The 16,010-nt window shown below is 64.5% G+C and carries 13 protein-coding genes; 8 read left to right on the top strand and 5 right to left on the bottom strand.

Going from position 1 to position 16,010, the window contains the following annotated elements; translation table 11 throughout:
• Positions 1-34: 34 nt before the first annotated feature.
• Positions 35-853, top strand: a complete 819-nt coding sequence (locus ACESL9_RS13370; protein ID WP_372612146.1) for a sugar phosphate isomerase/epimerase family protein — start codon at positions 35-37, stop codon at positions 851-853.
• 56 nt (positions 854-909) lie between these two features.
• Here the strand turns inward: ACESL9_RS13370 and ACESL9_RS13365 are convergent, their stop codons facing one another.
• The 4 genes from ACESL9_RS13365 to ACESL9_RS13350 all read right to left on the bottom strand — a co-directional run bounded on the left by ACESL9_RS13365 (position 910) and on the right by ACESL9_RS13350 (position 4,250).
• Positions 910-1,458, bottom strand: a complete 549-nt coding sequence (locus tag ACESL9_RS13365; protein ID WP_372612148.1) for a polymer-forming cytoskeletal protein — start codon at positions 1,456-1,458, stop codon at positions 910-912.
• Positions 1,448-2,785, bottom strand: coding sequence for a DUF5930 domain-containing protein (locus tag ACESL9_RS13360; protein ID WP_372612150.1), 1,338 nt, complete (start codon positions 2,783-2,785; stop codon positions 1,448-1,450). The genes ACESL9_RS13365 and ACESL9_RS13360 overlap by 11 nt, the downstream gene beginning before the upstream one ends.
• Positions 2,786-2,954: 169 nt before the next feature.
• Entirely contained in the window at positions 2,955-3,788 is an 834-nt protein-coding gene (locus ACESL9_RS13355; RefSeq protein ID WP_372674970.1) for a ferritin-like domain-containing protein, read from the bottom strand.
• Complete coding sequence (locus tag ACESL9_RS13350; protein ID WP_372612155.1) at positions 3,789-4,250, bottom strand: peroxiredoxin; 462 nt, start codon at positions 4,248-4,250, stop codon at positions 3,789-3,791. It abuts the gene before it with no gap.
• 120 nt (positions 4,251-4,370) lie between these two features.
• On the opposite strand from ACESL9_RS13350, the gene ACESL9_RS13345 reads away from it, so the two are divergent.
• The 6 genes from ACESL9_RS13345 to ACESL9_RS13320 all read left to right on the top strand — a co-directional run bounded on the left by ACESL9_RS13345 (position 4,371) and on the right by ACESL9_RS13320 (position 12,907).
• The gene (locus ACESL9_RS13345; RefSeq protein WP_372612157.1) at positions 4,371-7,727 is read left to right on the top strand and encodes a DUF3971 domain-containing protein; all 3,357 of its coding nucleotides are present in this window, start codon (positions 4,371-4,373) and stop codon (positions 7,725-7,727) included.
• A 4-nt stretch (positions 7,728-7,731) separates the two neighbouring features.
• Positions 7,732-8,787, top strand: a complete 1,056-nt coding sequence (queA, locus tag ACESL9_RS13340; RefSeq protein WP_372674969.1) for a tRNA preQ1(34) S-adenosylmethionine ribosyltransferase-isomerase QueA — start codon at positions 7,732-7,734, stop codon at positions 8,785-8,787.
• An 82-nt stretch (positions 8,788-8,869) separates the two neighbouring features.
• Entirely contained in the window at positions 8,870-10,117 is a 1,248-nt protein-coding gene (locus tag ACESL9_RS13335; RefSeq protein ID WP_372612161.1) for an MFS transporter, read from the top strand.
• A 102-nt stretch (positions 10,118-10,219) separates the two neighbouring features.
• Positions 10,220-10,804 carry a DUF924 family protein gene (locus ACESL9_RS13330; protein ID WP_372612163.1) on the top strand — a complete coding sequence of 195 codons (585 nt, stop codon included), beginning with the start codon at positions 10,220-10,222 and terminating at the stop codon, positions 10,802-10,804.
• 115 nt (positions 10,805-10,919) lie between these two features.
• Complete coding sequence (lpdA, locus tag ACESL9_RS13325) at positions 10,920-12,314, top strand: dihydrolipoyl dehydrogenase (RefSeq protein ID WP_372612165.1); 1,395 nt, start codon at positions 10,920-10,922, stop codon at positions 12,312-12,314.
• 17 nt (positions 12,315-12,331) lie between these two features.
• Positions 12,332-12,907: a methyltransferase domain-containing protein gene (locus ACESL9_RS13320; protein WP_372612167.1), complete on the top strand. Its 576-nt coding sequence runs from the start codon at positions 12,332-12,334 to the stop codon at positions 12,905-12,907.
• Here the strand turns inward: ACESL9_RS13320 and ACESL9_RS13315 are convergent.
• The gene (locus ACESL9_RS13315; protein ID WP_372612169.1) at positions 12,904-13,266 is read right to left on the bottom strand and encodes a rhodanese-like domain-containing protein; all 363 of its coding nucleotides are present in this window, start codon (positions 13,264-13,266) and stop codon (positions 12,904-12,906) included. The genes ACESL9_RS13320 and ACESL9_RS13315 overlap by 4 nt on opposite strands.
• 186 nt (positions 13,267-13,452) lie before the next feature.
• On the opposite strand from ACESL9_RS13315, the gene uvrA reads away from it, so the two are divergent.
• A partial coding sequence (gene uvrA / locus ACESL9_RS13310) for an excinuclease ABC subunit UvrA (RefSeq protein WP_372674968.1) occupies positions 13,453-16,010 on the top strand: 2,558 nt, incomplete at its 3' end.

The raw sequence follows: 16,010 nt of genomic DNA, 5'->3' as shown, positions 1-16,010 counted from the left end.
CGGGTATCAAATGACATGAAAAGGAGACCGTGACATGAGCCTTCCAATGCTTGGCGTGGCGATCCGGCGCGCCGATCTCGATGTGCTGCGCGACTGGATTTTCGAACCGGGCCGCGCCATCGAGATACAGGATTTCGTGATGCCCGAGGTGATCGCGGGTGATCCCGGGCCGCTGATCGAATCGTATCGCGCGGCGCTGGAGGGTCATAACGGGGCACGCGGCATTCACGGGCCGTTTTTCGGGCTCGACCTGTCCAACCCGGACCCGGATATCCGCGGGATCATCCAGGCCCGGATGCTCAAGGCACTGGAGATCGCCGAGGCGCTGGAGGCGACGCATATGGTGGTGCACAGCCCCTTCACATACTGGCACCTTCTCAACCGGCGCAATTATGCCGAGCTGCATGGCCAGATGCTGGATGCGATGGCGGCCTGCCTTGCCCCGGTGCTGGCGCGGGCGGGCGAGATCGGGTGTGACCTCATGCTGGAGAACATCGACGATACCGACCCGCGGGACCGCAATGACGTGGTGGCGCGGATCGGACATCCGAACCTGAAGCTGTCGATCGACACCGGGCACGCGCAACTGGCGCATGGCCGCTATGGCGCACCGCCGGTGGTCGATTTCATCGCCGAGGCGGGCGCGCATCTGGGCCATGTGCATGTGCAGGATGCCGATGGCTATGCCGACCGGCACTGGCATCCGGGGGAGGGCTGTGTGCCGTGGGCGGCGGTGTTCGCGGCGCTTGCGCGTTCGCCGGCCGCGCCGCGGCTGATTCTCGAAGTGCGGGATCGCCCGGAGCGTTTGCCGATGACGGTGGCCGAACTCGAACGGCGCGGCCTTGCAAAATGACCGAGGGCGCCGGTCAGGCGCCCCCTGGATGACCTATCAGAGCGAGCCGCGGCGCGTCACGAACTGGGCTTGGCCGGGGCTGCCTGTGACGCGGTGTTCGGTTTGGCCGCGGACTGCGGCGTCTGGGCCGCCTGCGACTTTCCCCCGGACAGCGGATCATCCTGTCGTTGCACCGAACCCTCGAAATGGGCGCCCGATTCAATCGCGATGGTCTTGTGAATGATATCGCCTTCGACCCGGGCCGTGGCGGTGAGGCGCACCTTCAAACCACGCACGCGGCCCACGATCCGGCCATTCACCACGACATCATCGGCCACCACCTCGCCCTTGACGGTGGCGCCTTCGCCGACGGTCAGCAGATGCGCGCGGATGTCGCCTTCGACGGTGCCCTCGATCTGGATATCGCCGGTCGTCTTGAGGTTGCCGGTGATGTGCAGGTCCGAGGACAGAACCGATGCGGGCGGCTTGGCCTTGGGGGCCGAGGCGCGGTAATCGCTCGCCGCCGCCTGCTTGGCGCCGCCAGATTCCGCTTCGCCGGATTGGCTCGGTTTCGGTGTTTCCGGCGCTTTCGGGCCGGGCTCGTTGATCTTGCTCTTAGAAAACATCGTTTGCAGCCTTGATGTAGGTCATTGGGTTGACGGCCTTGCCGCCGATGCGGACTTCGTAGTGAAGATGCGGTCCGGTCACACGTCCGGAAGCCCCCATATCACCAATCCGGTCGCCACGCGAGACTCTTTGTCCGGATTTCACGTTGATTTTGGACAGGTGGGCATAGCGGGTCTCGATTCCGAAATCGTGCTTGATCTTGACCAGGCGGCCATAGCCCGAACTCCAGCCGGCATGGGTGACCACGCCATCGGCGGTGGCATGGAGCGGGGTGCCGACAGGACCGGCGAAATCGACCCCCTCATGCAGGCGCCGCCCGCCGGTTTTCGGATCGCGCCGATACCCGAACTCGCTGGTGAAGCGGTAGGCGTCCTTGACCGGCACGGCAAAGGGCGCCTTTTCGGCGGCGATGCGGTAAAGGTTGAGCTGGTCCATCTGGTTGAGGATACGGTTGGCGCGCATCGCGTCCGGTGACGGCTCTTCGCCCTTGGTGGAGAAAGTCAGCGGGGTGAGCGGTCCGCCCTGGCCGGAATAGCCGCTGCGCACCTGGTCGATGATGTTGTCGGTGTCGAGCCCGGCCGAGCGGAACATCTTGTCGAGAGGCTCGACCGAGACGGCCATCGCCTCTTCGAGCTGGCGGAAGATCTGCTCGTTCTGATCCTGCATGAGGCGGATTTCGAATTCCATCTCTTCGGCCTGCGCGATCGCGTCGCGGGCATCGGCCATGATCTTGTCGCGTTCGGCGGCGGTTTCCGAGAGCACCATGGCGAGCATGTCGAACGCGCTTTCGCTCGGGCCATCGGCGCTTCCCAGCGTGTCGTTGCCGGGGTTTTCCGCCAGCGCAAGGCGCAGCTCTTCCTCGGCTGCGCGGGCGGAATCACGTTCCTTCATTGCACGGCGCAGGGTGGTCTGGATCACGTCGATCCCGGTTTCGAGCTCGTGACGGCGCACCTCGGAGGCAAGCAGTTGCGATTGCATGCGCGAGATCTGTTCGAGCGACGAATTGAACCGCTCCTGTGCGGCCAGCGCCTCGTCGGCGCGGGCGTCGCGTTCGCTGGCCAGGTGGTTCAGCCGGGCCTCGTACATGCGTTGGTCGCGCTTGGCCTGCTCGCGGAAATTGCCCGATCCGATCGAGTCCATCAGCAGGATCGCGGTGGCGACGATCGCCCATGCCACGAGGGTGACACTTCCGACGGCCGCGGCGATCTGCACATGCGGGCGCAGGCGGATGAACTTTGTATCCTTGTCGGACCGCAGGAAGACGCGTCGTTCGGGAAAGTAACGTTCGAGAAGCGAATGAACGCGAATTGCCAGTCGTGATCTCACGAGTTCCTGTCCCCTGTCTCATCCCATCTTGGCCATCCTCCGAAAAGCATGACCATCTCGTGATTATCGGGGCGGATTCGTGAGGGCAACGCCTTTGACCGGCTGAATGCGCCGTGACGTGGGGTTGCGCCGAATTCCGGCGAAAAACCGCCGATATTGAAGGGCTTGCTCAACGCGGCCGATGCTTTTTCGGGGTCTCGTCTGCCAGAGGCCAGTAGAAGTCGGGCGGCAATCCGGCCTCGGCGCGCTTCTCGGCGTTGAAGGGGGGCTTGAGCGGTCCGCGAAAATAATGCCGCACGAGGCGGTGGAATTCGTCGCGCGGGTCGATGTCGTGCCGTCCGCACAGGAAGTGAAACCACTTCGACCCGTAGGCGACGTGCCCCACCTCTTCGGCATAGATGGTTTCGAGCGCGGCCACGGCCCGATCCGCGCCGGCCTTGCGGAAGATCTCGATCATGCCGGGCGTCACGTCGAGGCCGCGTGCCTCGAGCACCATGGGCACGACCGCAAGGCGGCCCATGATGTCTTCAGCGGTGTCCTCGGCCGCGCGCCACATGCCGGCATGGGCGGGCAGGGCGCCATAATTGCTGTCCATGTCCTCGAGGCAATCGCACACCAGGTTGAAATGTTTCGATTCCTCATCCGCCGCCCTGACCCAGTCGTCATAGAATCCGGCTGGCATCGGGATATCGGTAAAGCGCGCGATGATGTCCCAGTGCAGATCGACCGCGTTCAACTCGATATGGGCGACGGCATGCAGGAGCGCGATCCGGCCCTGGACGCTTCCGGGTTTGCGCTTGGGCACGTCGCGCGGGTCGCGCAGTTCGGGGCGTGCGGGCCGCGCTGGGCGCAGCGGCGGCTCGGCATGACCCAGCGGAATGGGCGTGTCCGCGTCGCGCGCGGCAAACCACGAAGCGGCATGTCGGTGCGACAGCGCGGTCTTTTCACGGCCATCGGCGCAGGTGAGAACGTCGGTGGCCATTTCGGCGAGGGTCTGGGGCATTCAGAGAGCCTTCGCGGCCGCGAGAACCTCGTCGGCATGGCCATCGACCTTGACCTTGCGCCACTCGGCCACGATCTGCCCGGTGCCGTCGATCAGGAACGTCGAGCGTTCGATGCCCATGAAGGTCTTGCCGTACATCTTCTTTTCCTTCCAGACGTCGAATGCCTCGCAGACGGTGTCGTTCTCGTCGGACAGCAGCGGGATCGTCAGATCCTGCTTGTCGCGGAATTTCTCATGGCTTGCGAGGCTGTCTTTGGAGATACCGAATATCTTGATCCCGGCGGCGTCGAAATCGGAGCGCAGCGCCGAAAAGCCCCGGGCCTCTTTCGTGCAGCCGGAGGTATTGTCGCGGGGATAGAAGAACAGGACGACGGGTGCGGGCCGGAGACCGGACAGCGTCACCTGTGTTCCGTCATCGGCGGGCAGGGTGAAGTCGGGGGCGGGGCGGGGCAGGTCGGACATTGGCGGCTCCTTACCAATTTGCAAATGCGGGATTCCATATTAGGGCGTCAGGGCGCAAACTTGAACCATGAAGGGCGCCGGCGCTCGCCCAAACAGACCGAAGGCGCTAGAACTGGACTGATGGAGGAAAAGCGGATCAGCGACAAGGCGAACCCGCCGCACGAGACAGGGGCGCCCCCGGACGTCCGCGGACCGCGCGGGCGCGGGTTGCGGCGTCGGGTCGGGCTCATGGCGCTGATCGTGATGGCGGCGCTGGTGCTGGGGGTGGGCGTCGCGGCCCTGGCGGTGACCGGCCGACCGGTCGTGATGCCCGAATGGGCGCGTGCGCAGATCGAGGCGCAGGTGAACGCGCAGGTCGAGTCCGTCGAGATCGAGATGGGCGAGGTCGTGCTCGTGGTCGAGGAAGGCTGGCAACCCCGGGTTCACCTGCGCGATGTGCGGCTTCGCGATGCGGAGGGGCGGCATGTCCTGAACCTGTCGGATGTCGAGAGCACCTTTGCCCTCTGGCCATTGTTGGCGGGCGAATTCCGGCCCAACCAGTTCTGGCTTTCCGGGATGCAGCTCTTGCTCAGGCGGGATGTCGATGGGCGGCTGCGACTGAGCCTCGGCGAGATGCCGGGCGCGGTGCGGCAGGCGGCGGATTTCGCGGGCCTTGCCGCGCAGATCGACGCGGTGCTGGACCTCGCGCTGCTGTCGGAGTTCGAGAGCCTGTCTGCGGATGGGCTGACCCTGCGCTATGAGGACGCGCGCGCGGGGCGGGCGTGGATATTCGACGGAGGACGGATCGAGATTGCCCGGCCCGGGGGGAGGACGGGCGACGAGCTGAGCCTGCGCGGCGATTTCGCGCTTCTGGGCGGGCGCGATTATGCCGCCACGGTCGAGGTCAGCTATCGCGGGCAGATTGGCACGCCCGAGGCCGTTTTCGGGGTGTCGTTCGAGGATCTCGACACCAGCGACATCGCCGAGCAGTCGGCGGCGTTGTTGTGGCTCGACGTGTTGCGGGCCCCGATCTCGGGGTCGCTGCGGGCCTCGACGGATCATGAGGGCAATCTCGGGCCGCTGAGCGCGACGCTGCGCATTGGCGAGGGGGTCTTGCAACCGACCGAGACCACGCGCCCGATCCCGTTCCAAAGCGCACAGACATATTTCACCTATGACCCGAACAGCCGGATCATGCAGCTCGACCAGATGTCGATCGACAGCGCGTGGGGCCAGGCGCGGGCCGATGGACAGGTCATGGTCGGCGCGCCCGCGCGCGCCGACCCGATCGGGCAGGGCGCTTGGCCGGATGAGTTCGTCGCGCAGATCCGGCTGAGCGAGATCACCGCCAATCCCGACGATGTATTCGCCGCGCCCGTGAACCTGAGCAATGCCAGCGCCGATCTGCGGCTTCGGCTCGACCCGTTTCAACTGAGCCTGGGCGAGATGACGGTGCAGGACGGGGCGCGGCGCCTCGTGATGTCGGGCGATCTGCGTGCGCCGCCCGAAGGGTGGAGTTTTTCGCTCGACGGACGCCTCAATCACCTCTCGCCCGAGCGGTTGCTGGAGCTCTGGCCAGAACGGGCCATCCCCCGCACCCGCGACTGGGTGCGCGACAATCTTCTCACGGCGAATTTTCGCAACGTGCAGATCGGCCTGCATGGCGAGCCGGAGGCCGACCCGGACCTTTATCTCGGGTTCGAGTTCGAAGGGGCCACGACGCGGTTTTCGAAGACCATGCCGCCCCTGCGGGACGTGCGCGGCCATGCGAGCCTGCTGCGCAACGAATTCTCGGTCAGGGCCGAGGCGGGCCATGTGACGGCACCGCAGGGCGGAGAGGTCGAAATTGCCGGAACCGAGTTCCGCATCCCCGATGTGCGGGTGCGTAACGGGCCCGGCATCGTCGATCTGCAGACGAAAAGCACGATCACCGCCGCCCTGTCGCTTCTCGATATCGAACCGCTCGGGCTTTTGCGCAAGGCCGGGCGTCCGGTCACGATCGCCGATGGCCGGGCCGAGGCGACCGGGCGGCTCGTCTTTCCGCGCAAGCCCGATGTGCCGGTCGAGGAGATGTCCTACGACATCTCGGCGCAGTTAAGGGACGTGCGCAGCGAGAGCCTGGTTCCCGGCCATGCCCTCGTGGCGCCGGAGCTCGCGTTGCGCGCGGACGCCGCCGGGTTGCAGGTCAGTGGCGCGGGGCGAATCGGAGAGGTGCCGATCGAGGGCAGGTTCGTAACCCCTCTGCGCCGGGACGCAGAGACTGGCAGCCGGGTCGAGGGGCGGGTCGAGCTTTCACAGGCCTTTGTCGATCAGTTCCGCGTGGGCCTGCCGCCCGGCGCCGTGGAGGGGCGGGCGCAAGGCAACCTCACGATGGAATTGCAGCGCGATGCGCCCGCGCAATTCACGCTGGAGTCCGATCTCGCCGGGTTGGGCCTGCGCATTCCTGAAATCGGCTGGTCGATGGGCGAGGCCGCGACCGGGCAATTGCAGGTCTCGGGCCAGCTGGGCGAGCCGGTCGAGATCAGCGCGATCGCGCTGGATGCGCCGGGGCTGAATGCCACGGGGCAGCTCGATCTAGAACCGGACGGCGCGTTTCGCGCGGCCATCTTCGAGCGGGTGCGCGCCGGCAGTTGGCTTGACGCGCCGGTGACGCTGATCGGGCGGGGTCGGGGGCAGGCGCCCGAGATCCGTATCGACGGCGGCACGGTCGACCTGCGGCAGACCGAGATCGGCAGCGGCGCGGGGGCTCGGGGCAGGGGCGGGCCGATCCGGGCGACGCTTGACCGGCTCACGATCAGCGATGCCATCGCGCTGACCGGGTTCAGTGGCGACTTCTCGACTGCGGGCGGGATGGACGGATCCTTTACCGGCCAGGTCAATGGCGGCGCCGAGGTGACCGGCCGGGTAATCCCGAGATCGGGGCGCAGCGCGTTCCGCATCCAGTCGCAGGACGCGGGCGGGGTGCTCAAGTCTGCGGGGCTGTTGAAGAATGCACATGGCGGTGATCTCGACCTTACGCTGGTTCCCGTTGCCGAAGCGGGCAACTTCGACGGAACGCTCAGGATCGGCGATATCCGCCTGCGCGAGGCCCCGGCGATGGCCGAGCTGCTCAACGCGATCAGCGTCGTTGGGCTTCTGGAGCAACTGAGCGGCAATGGCATCCTGTTCTCGGATGTCGATGCGCGGTTTCGCCTTGCCCCGGACCAGGTCACGCTTTTGCAGTCGAGCGCGGTAGGCGCGTCGCTCGGCATATCCATGGATGGCTATTACTATTTCGACAGCGGAGAGATGCGGTTCCAGGGCGTGCTCTCACCGCTCTACATGCTCAACGCCGTCGGGCAGGTCCTGACACGGCGGGGCGAGGGCTTGGTCGGGTTCAATTTCCGCCTGCTCGGTCTGCCCGACGCGCCCCAGGTGCGGGTCAATCCGTTTTCGCTGTTGACGCCGGGCATGTTCCGCGAGATTTTCCGCCGCCCGGTGCCCGAGGTGACACAGTAACCCCATGAAACTCTCCGATTTCGATTTCGATCTGCCCGAGGGGCTGATCGCCACGCGACCGGCGAACCCGCGCTCGTCGGCGCGATTGCTGGTGGCAGAAGGCGCGCGGATCACCGATGCGGTGGTGCGGGAACTGCCCGATTGGCTGCGGCCGGGCGATCGGCTGGTGCTCAACGACACCAGGGTCATACCCGCCCGGCTCTCGGGCCAGCGGGTGCGGCCGGGGCCGGACGGCGAGAGCCGGGCGGGTATGGAGGTGACCTTGCTCGAACCTCGCCCCGAGGGGCGCTGGGCCGCGCTGATCAAGCCGTTGCGCAAGCTGGGCGTGGGAGAGCGAATCGAGTTCGCTCCCGGGTTCGACGCAACCTGCACGGCCAAGGCCGAGGGCCAGGCGGTGCTGGAGTTCAACCTTGCCGGAGGCGATTTCGACGCGGCGCTGGAGCGGGCAGGCGCGATGCCCCTGCCGCCCTATATCGAGGCGCGGCGCAAGGCCGATGCGCGCGACAGGCATGACTACCAGACCGTCTGGGCGAGGAGGCGCGGCGCGGTCGCGGCCCCCACGGCGAGCCTGCATTTCGATGAGGAACTGCTGGATCGGATTGCCGCGAAGGGCGTGCAATTCACCCACGTGACCCTGCATGTCGGGGCGGGCACCTTCCTGCCGGTCAAGGTCGATGACGTGCGCCAGCACAGGATGCATGCCGAATGGGGCGAGGTGAGCGCGCAAGCCGCAAGCGAGATCGCCGCGACGCGGGCCAGCGGCGGGCGGATCATCCCGGTGGGCACGACCGCGTTGCGCCTGATCGAGACGGCGGCACGCGACAGCGGCGCCATCGCCCCCTGGCAAGGGGAGACCGACATCTTCATATACCCGGGCTTCACCTTCCGCGTGTGCGATGCCCTGATGACCAATTTCCACCTGCCGAGATCGACCCTGATGATGCTGGTTTCGGCTCTCATGGGGCGCGAGCGGATCATGCGGATCTATGCGCACGCGGTTGAAGAACGCTATCGGTTCTTTTCCTATGGCGATGCGTCACTTTTGATCCCCGGGGAATGAAAACGGCATCGGCAGGTCGCCTTGGAGCCTGACGCCTGCTGTGCCAGTCTGGCATGGCACCGCGAGACGCAAAGGAAAACATATGTTTCAGGTTCTCACATCCATCTGGGCCCTGCTGCTGGGCATGATGCTGTTGATGGTCGGCAACGGCCTTCAGGGCACGCTTCTGGGTGTGCGCGGTGGCATCGAGGGGTTTTCGACCGTCGAGATGTCGATCGTGATGTCGGCCTATTTCGTCGGGTTCCTCGGGGGATCGCGCCTCACGCCCGAGTTGATTCGAAGGGTCGGGCATGTGCGGGTGTTCGCGGCGCTGGCCTCGTTCGTCTCGGCGATCCTGGTGCTCTATGCGGTCTGGGCCAACCCGTGGTTCTGGACCGTGCTGCGGGTGGTGATCGGGTTCTGCTTCTCGGGCGTCTATGTCACCGCCGAGAGCTGGCTCAACAACGCGGCGAGCAATGACACGCGGGGCAAGGCGCTGTCGCTTTACATGATGGTTCAGATGGTGGGGATCGTCGTTGCACAGGGGCTCTTGCTGGTGGCTGACCCGGCCGGTTTCGTCCTGTTCATCATCCCCTCGGTCCTGGTGTCGATCTCCTTTGCGCCGATTCTGTTGTCGATCGCACCGACGCCGGCCTTCGAGAGCACCAAGCCGATGAGCCTCGGGCAGATCTACAGGATCTCGCCGCTTGGCATCGTGGGCATGTTCCTGCTGGGCGGGGTCTTTTCGGCCCAGTTCGGCATGGGCGCGGTCTATGGCGCCGAGGCGGGGCTCACGCTGGTGCAGATCTCGATGTTCGTGTCGGCCTTCTATGTCGGTGCGACCCTGTTCCAGTATCCGCTGGGATGGGTTTCGGACCGGATGGACCGGCGGGTCCTGATCCTTGCGGTTTCCGTTCTGGGGGGGCTGGGAGCGATCGTCGGCTTTGGCTTTGGCAGTGCCTTTCCCGCCCTTCTGGCCGCGGCGTTCATGATCGGTGGCACGTCGAACCCGCTCTATTCGCTGCTTCTGGCTTATACCAATGATTTCGTGGAACATGAAGACATGGCGGCGGTGTCGGGCGGGCTTGTCTTCGCCAACGGCTTGGGGGCGATCACCGGCCCGTTGATCACCGGCTGGATGATGGGGGTGATCGGCGCGCCGGGATATTTCGTGTTCCTCGGCATCCTTCTGTTCGCGATGGCAGGCTATGCCGGCTGGCGGATGACCCGGCGCGCGGCGCCGGCGGTGGAGGATACCAGCTCCTATACGCCGGTCTCGATGTCGACCTCGCCGGTTGCGGTGGAAATCGCGATCGAGGAAATGGACGAGCAGGAATCCACCGGGGCGTGAAATGTCGCAAATCGTCATAAAACTTTACTATCCATCGGCGGCGCATGATGTGTAACGTTTTCATGTCAATAGACGATCGGTCTTGCGTGAGGAGATGGACCAATGGGTGACCCGAGGGGGGTTCTGGAATTCTGGCTCGACAAGATCGGGCCGGCCGGGTGGTACAAGGCGTCGGACGACCTTGACCAGAAGATTCGCGACCGGTTCCTGGCGATGTGGAAAGAGGCGCAGACCGGCGCCTATTCGCTCTGGCTGACCTATCCCAGCGGTGTGCTTGCCTATATCATCCTTCTCGACCAGTTCCCGCGCAACATGTTCCGCGGCTCGGGCGAGGCCTTTGTGACCGACCGGATCGCACTTGCCGCGGCCAAGGCGGCGATTCACAAGGGCTGGGATCTGAAGATCGACGAGCCCGCGCGGCAGTTCTTCTACCTGCCCCTGATGCATTCGGAAAACCTGTGCGATCAGGAACACTGTGTCCGGCTGATGAAGGAACGGATGCCGGAGACCGGGGCGGGCAACCTGCTCCATGCGCGGGCACATCGCGAGGTGATCCGGCGCTTCGGGCGGTTTCCATACCGCAACGATGCCCTGTCGCGCGCGACCACCCCGCAAGAGCGGGCCTATGTGGAAAACGGTGGTTACGGATCGACCGTCAAGACGCTGGAACAGGCCGCCGCGGCCTGACTCTGCCTCGATCATGCATCTGGCTGGCGCGGTCGCGGGTGAGCGGCCCGGCTGCGTTGTGATGTGGCGAGGGATAGTTTAGTGTCAAACTAAACTTGGAATCGGAGTATGGCCCATGGCAGGCAAGGCATTTGACATGATCGTGATCGGGGCCGGGCCCGGCGGATATGTGGCCGCGATCCGCGGCGCGCAACTGGGCCTGTCGGTGGCGATCATCGAGCGCGAGCACATGGGCGGCATTTGCCTCAACTGGGGCTGCATCCCGACCAAGGCACTCCTGCGCTCGGCCGAGGTGTTCCACCTCATGCATCGCGCCAAGGAGTTCGGCCTTTCCGTCGAGAAGCCGGGTTTCGATCTCGACGCGGTCGTGAAACGGTCGCGCGGGGTGGCCAAGCAGCTCAATTCCGGGGTCACGCATCTTCTCAAGAAGAACAAGGTCACGGCGATCATGGGCGAGGCGCGCGTGGCCGGCAAGGGCAAGGTCACGGTCAAGACCGACAAGGGCGAAGAGGAGTTGACGGGCAAATCCATCGTGCTGGCCACCGGGGCGCGTGCACGCGAGTTGCCGGGGCTCGAGGCCGATGGCGACCTGGTCCTGACCTATCGCCATGCGCTGAAACCGCCACGGATGCCGAAGAAACTGCTGGTTATCGGGTCGGGGGCGATCGGGATCGAGTTTGCCAGCTTCTTCAACACGCTCGGTGCGCAAACCACCGTGGTCGAGGTGATGGAGCGCATTCTGCCGGTCGAGGATGAAGAGATTGCCGCTTTCGCGAAAAAGCAGTTCGACAAACAGGGCATGACCATCATGGAAGGCGCCATGGTCAAGCAGCTCGATCGCGGCAAGGGCAAGGTCACCGCCCATATCGAGACCGGCGGCAAGACCGAGAAACAGGAATTCGACACGGTGATCTCGGCCGTGGGGATCGTCGGCAATGTCGAAGGGCTGGGGCTTGAGGATCTGGGGATCAAGATCGACCGCAGCCACGTGGTGGTCGATGAATACTGTCGAACCGGCGTCGAAGGGATTTACGCGATCGGCGATCTCGCGGGGGCGCCATGGCTTGCGCACAAGGCCAGCCACGAGGGCGCGACGGTGGCCGAGCTGATCGCCGGGCAAAAGCCGCACCCGGTGCGCCCCGAGAGCATCGCGGGCTGCACCTATTGCCATCCGCAGATCGCCAGCGTGGGCCTGACCGAGGCCCAGGCGAAAGAGGCCGGACACGAGATCAAGGTGGGGCGCTTTCCGTTCATCGGCAACGGCAAGGCCATCGCATTGGGGGAATCCGAGGGGATGGTGAAGACCGTGTTCGATGCCGGGACCGGTGAGCTTCTGGGGGCGCACATGGTAGGGGCCGAGGTGACGGAACTCATCCAGGGCTATGTTGTAGGCCGGACGCTGGAAACCACCGAAGAAGAATTGATGCACACGGTCTTTCCGCACCCGACGCTCTCGGAAATGATGCATGAAAGCGTGCTGGATGCCTATGGTCGGGCCATCCATTTCTGAACTCCGGCGTGAGGGCGATGAGTGGAAGCCTGAACAGGATCGTGATGCAGCAAACCAGCCGCGGCTGGCTCAAGTCGCTGGATCTGGCAAACATGGATGCCGCCGAGATTTCCGGCAAATGGGGGCAGATGTTCGCCTTCCGCTCCTATCGCCGGTTTCGGTATCCCAAGCATGACATCTGCAAGGGGCCGTTCCTCGACGCGAAAGGGCGAGTGCGACAGTTCGACCTGATCCTCGCCAACCAGGTCTGGGAACATCTCGACCGGCCCTACATGGCCACGGTCAACGTGCTGGATATGTTGCGGCCCGGCGGGTATTTCTGGCTCGCCGTGCCGTTCCACATCCCGTTTCACGGCGACCCGGCGGATTGTTCGCGCTGGTCGGCGCGGGGGTTGAAGAACCTGTTGATCGAGGCGGGATTCGCACCCGACGACATCAAGGCCGCGCAATGGGGCAACCGGGCCGCGGCGGCGCGCAACCTCGAGAGAGACTGGCCCCCGAAATACGACCCGGACCGGGACGACCTGACCAACGATCCGGATTTTCCCATATGTTCCTGGGCTTTGGCCCGGAAAAATGAAGCGATGGATTAAGCGCGTTCGGTGGCGCCGCCACCCCGCACCCAGTCGCGCAGCCCGCCCAGGTTGCGCACATCCTTGAACCCCATGCGACAGAGCATTTGCCCGGCCGAGGATGAACGCGCGCCGGTGGCGCAATACAAGACGACGGTCTTGTCGGGATCGAGGGCGCGGTCGAATTCGGGGTGACTGGGGTCACATTTCGAACGCAAGAGCATCATCGGAATGTGTTTGGCCCCCTCGGCCTTGCCGGTGGCGGCGACTTCGCCGATCTCGCGCACGTCGATCACCGTGACCGTTCCTTCGCGCGCGCCGGTGACGGCCTCGACCGGGTCAATGCGTTCAATCCTGTTGCCTGCGAAAAGGCCGAACATGGCCGTCCTCCTGTTCAATGTTCCGTCATGGCGTACTTGCCTTAACCCTGTACATAACATTCGAAAAACAGAATGTTAAGCAGTTGGTTGGTTGATTTTCATATGTTCGCCCTTCGTTCTCGATTTCGGGTTGGCACTATGGTATGGCGTGACTATCTGTTAAGCGGTCTGTCCGGGGGGCATGTGATGGCTGAGTTGAAGAACATCGAGGTGCGCGGGGCGCGCGAGCATAACCTCAAGAATATCGACGTGGACATTCCGCGTGACCGGCTCGTGGTGATCACCGGGCTTTCGGGGTCCGGTAAGTCGTCACTGGCTTTCGACACGATCTATGCCGAAGGGCAGCGGCGCTATGTCGAGAGCCTGTCGGCCTATGCGCGGCAATTCCTTGATATGATGGAAAAGCCTGACGTGGATCACATCAGCGGCCTGTCCCCGGCAATTTCGATCGAGCAAAAGACGACCTCGAAGAACCCGCGCTCCACCGTGGGGACCGTCACCGAGATCTACGATTACCTGCGGCTGCTCTTTGCCCGCGCCGGCACGCCCTACAGCCCGGCCACGGGTCTGCCGATCGAGGCGCAGCAGGTGCAGGACATGGTCGACCGGATCATGACCATGGAGGACGGCACGCGCGCCTATCTCCTGGCCCCGATCGTGCGCGACCGGAAGGGCGAATATCGCAAGGAATTCATCGAGTTGCGCAAGCAGGGGTTCCAGCGGGTCAAGGTCGATGGCACCTTTCACGAGCTGGATGATCCGCCCACGCTCGACAAGAAGTTCCGCCATGACATCGACGTGGTGGTCGATCGGATCGTGGTGCGCGAGGGGATGGAGACGCGGCTGGCCGACAGTCTGCGCACGGCGCTCGACCTTGCTGATGGAATCGCGATTCTGGAAACCGCTCCGCGCGAAGGCGAGCCCGAGCGGATGACCTTCAGCGAGAATTTCGCCTGTCCCGTCAGTGGCTTCACCATCCCCGAGATCGAGCCGCGGCTGTTTTCGTTCAACGCGCCCTTCGGGGCCTGCCCGGAATGCGACGGGTTGGGGGTTGAGCTCTTCTTCGATGAACGCCTTGTCGTGCCGGATGCCGCGCTCAAGATCTACGACGGCGCGCTGGCACCCTGGCGCAAGGGAAAATCGCCCTATTTTCTGCAAACAATCGAGGCACTTGCGCGGCATTATGAATTCGACGTCAACACCGCGTGGAAAGACCTGCCCGAGCATGTGCAGCAGGTGTTCCTGTATGGGTCGGGCGACGAGGAGATCCAGTTTCGCTATGACGAGGGGGGCCGCGTTTACCAGGTGAGCCGGGTGTTCGAGGGGGTGATCCCGAACATGGAGCGGCGCTATCGCGAAACCGATTCGAGCTGGATTCGCGAGGAATTCGAACGCTACCAGAACAACCGCCCCTGCGGGGCCTGCGGCGGATACCGGCTGCGTGAGGAGGCACTGGCGGTAAAGATCGCCGGGTTGCATGTCGGCCAGGTGGTGCAGATGAGCATCCGCGAGGCGCTGGCCTGGATCGAGGGCGTGCCGGAGCATCTGAGCGCCCAGAAGAACGAGATCGCCCGGGCCATCCTCAAGGAGATCCGCGAGCGGCTCGGTTTCCTGAATAACGTGGGATTGGAATACCTTACGCTTAGCCGTTCAAGTGGTACCCTGTCGGGCGGCGAGAGCCAGCGTATCCGGTTGGCCAGCCAGATCGGCAGCGGCCTCACCGGGGTGCTCTACGTGCTCGACGAGCCGTCGATCGGCCTGCACCAGCGCGACAATGACCGGCTTCTCGGCACGCTCAAGAACCTGCGCGACCAGGGCAACACCGTGATCGTGGTCGAACATGACGAGGAGGCGATCCGCGAGGCCGATTACGTCTTTGACATCGGCCCGGGTGCCGGGGTGCATGGTGGGCAGGTGGTGGCGCGGGGGACGCCGGAGGAGATCGCGGCGGACGCGGCTTCGGTCACGGGGCAGTACCTGGCCGGAACCCGGAGCATTCCTTACGCCACCGAACGCCGCGCCGGCAGCGGAAAATCCGTCTCCGTGGTCAAGGCCTCGGGCAACAATCTGCGCGAGGTCACGGCCGAGTTTCCGCTGGGCAAGTTCGTCTGCGTGACGGGCGTGTCGGGTGGCGGCAAATCGACCCTGACCATCGAGACCCTGTTCAAGACGGCGAGCATGCGCCTCAACGGTGCGCGCCAGACCCCCGCGCCCTGCGAGACGATCAAGGGGCTGGAACATCTCGACAAGGTGATCGACATCGACCAGCGCCCGATCGGGCGCACACCGCGCTCGAACCCCGCGACCTATACCGGCGCCTTCACCCCGATCCGCGACTGGTTCGCCGGGCTGCCCGAGGCCAAGGCGCGCGGCTACAAGCCGGGGCGGTTTTCCTTCAACGTCAAGGGCGGGCGTTGCGAAGCCTGCCAGGGCGACGGCGTGATCAAGATCGAGATGCATTTCCTTCCGGACGTCTATGTCGAATGCGAAACCTGCAAGGGCGCGCGCTACAATCGCGAAACCTTGGAAATTCGTTTCAAAGGCAAAAGCATAGCCGACGTTCTTGACATGACGGTTGAAGAGGCGCAGGCGTTCTTCAAGGCGGTGCCCAGCATCCGCGAGAAGATGGACGCGCTGATGCGCGTGGGGTTGGGATACATCAAGGTGGGCCAGCAGGCGACCACGCTTTCGGGCGGCGAGGCGCAGCGGGTGAAACTCTCGAAAGAGCTGTCGAAACGCTCCAC

It is taken from the genome of Aquicoccus sp. (assembly GCF_041686535.1).
Taxonomy (GTDB): domain Bacteria; phylum Pseudomonadota; class Alphaproteobacteria; order Rhodobacterales; family Rhodobacteraceae; genus Aquicoccus.
The sequence above is the reverse complement of the archived record's forward strand: the minus strand, read 5'-3'. Positions and strand labels throughout refer to the sequence as shown.

What these genes read in the sequence shown, in the direction of transcription:
- queA (WP_372674969.1), top strand. Translation starts at nt 7,732, where the DNA reads ATGAAACTCTCCGATTTCGATTTCGATCTGCCCGAGGGGCTGATCGCC.
- ACESL9_RS13365 (WP_372612148.1), bottom strand. Translation starts at nt 1,458, where the DNA reads ATGTTTTCTAAGAGCAAGATCAACGAGCCCGGCCCGAAAGCGCCGGAA.
- ACESL9_RS13355 (WP_372674970.1), bottom strand. Translation starts at nt 3,788, where the DNA reads ATGCCCCAGACCCTCGCCGAAATGGCCACCGACGTTCTCACCTGCGCC.
- ACESL9_RS13345 (WP_372612157.1), top strand. Translation starts at nt 4,371, where the DNA reads ATGGAGGAAAAGCGGATCAGCGACAAGGCGAACCCGCCGCACGAGACA.
- ACESL9_RS13315 (WP_372612169.1), bottom strand. Translation starts at nt 13,266, where the DNA reads ATGTTCGGCCTTTTCGCAGGCAACAGGATTGAACGCATTGACCCGGTC.
- ACESL9_RS13350 (WP_372612155.1), bottom strand. Translation starts at nt 4,250, where the DNA reads ATGTCCGACCTGCCCCGCCCCGCCCCCGACTTCACCCTGCCCGCCGAT.
- ACESL9_RS13320 (WP_372612167.1), top strand. Translation starts at nt 12,332, where the DNA reads ATGAGTGGAAGCCTGAACAGGATCGTGATGCAGCAAACCAGCCGCGGC.
- ACESL9_RS13335 (WP_372612161.1), top strand. Translation starts at nt 8,870, where the DNA reads ATGTTTCAGGTTCTCACATCCATCTGGGCCCTGCTGCTGGGCATGATG.
- ACESL9_RS13330 (WP_372612163.1), top strand. Translation starts at nt 10,220, where the DNA reads ATGGGTGACCCGAGGGGGGTTCTGGAATTCTGGCTCGACAAGATCGGG.
- ACESL9_RS13370 (WP_372612146.1), top strand. Translation starts at nt 35, where the DNA reads ATGAGCCTTCCAATGCTTGGCGTGGCGATCCGGCGCGCCGATCTCGAT.
- lpdA (WP_372612165.1), top strand. Translation starts at nt 10,920, where the DNA reads ATGGCAGGCAAGGCATTTGACATGATCGTGATCGGGGCCGGGCCCGGC.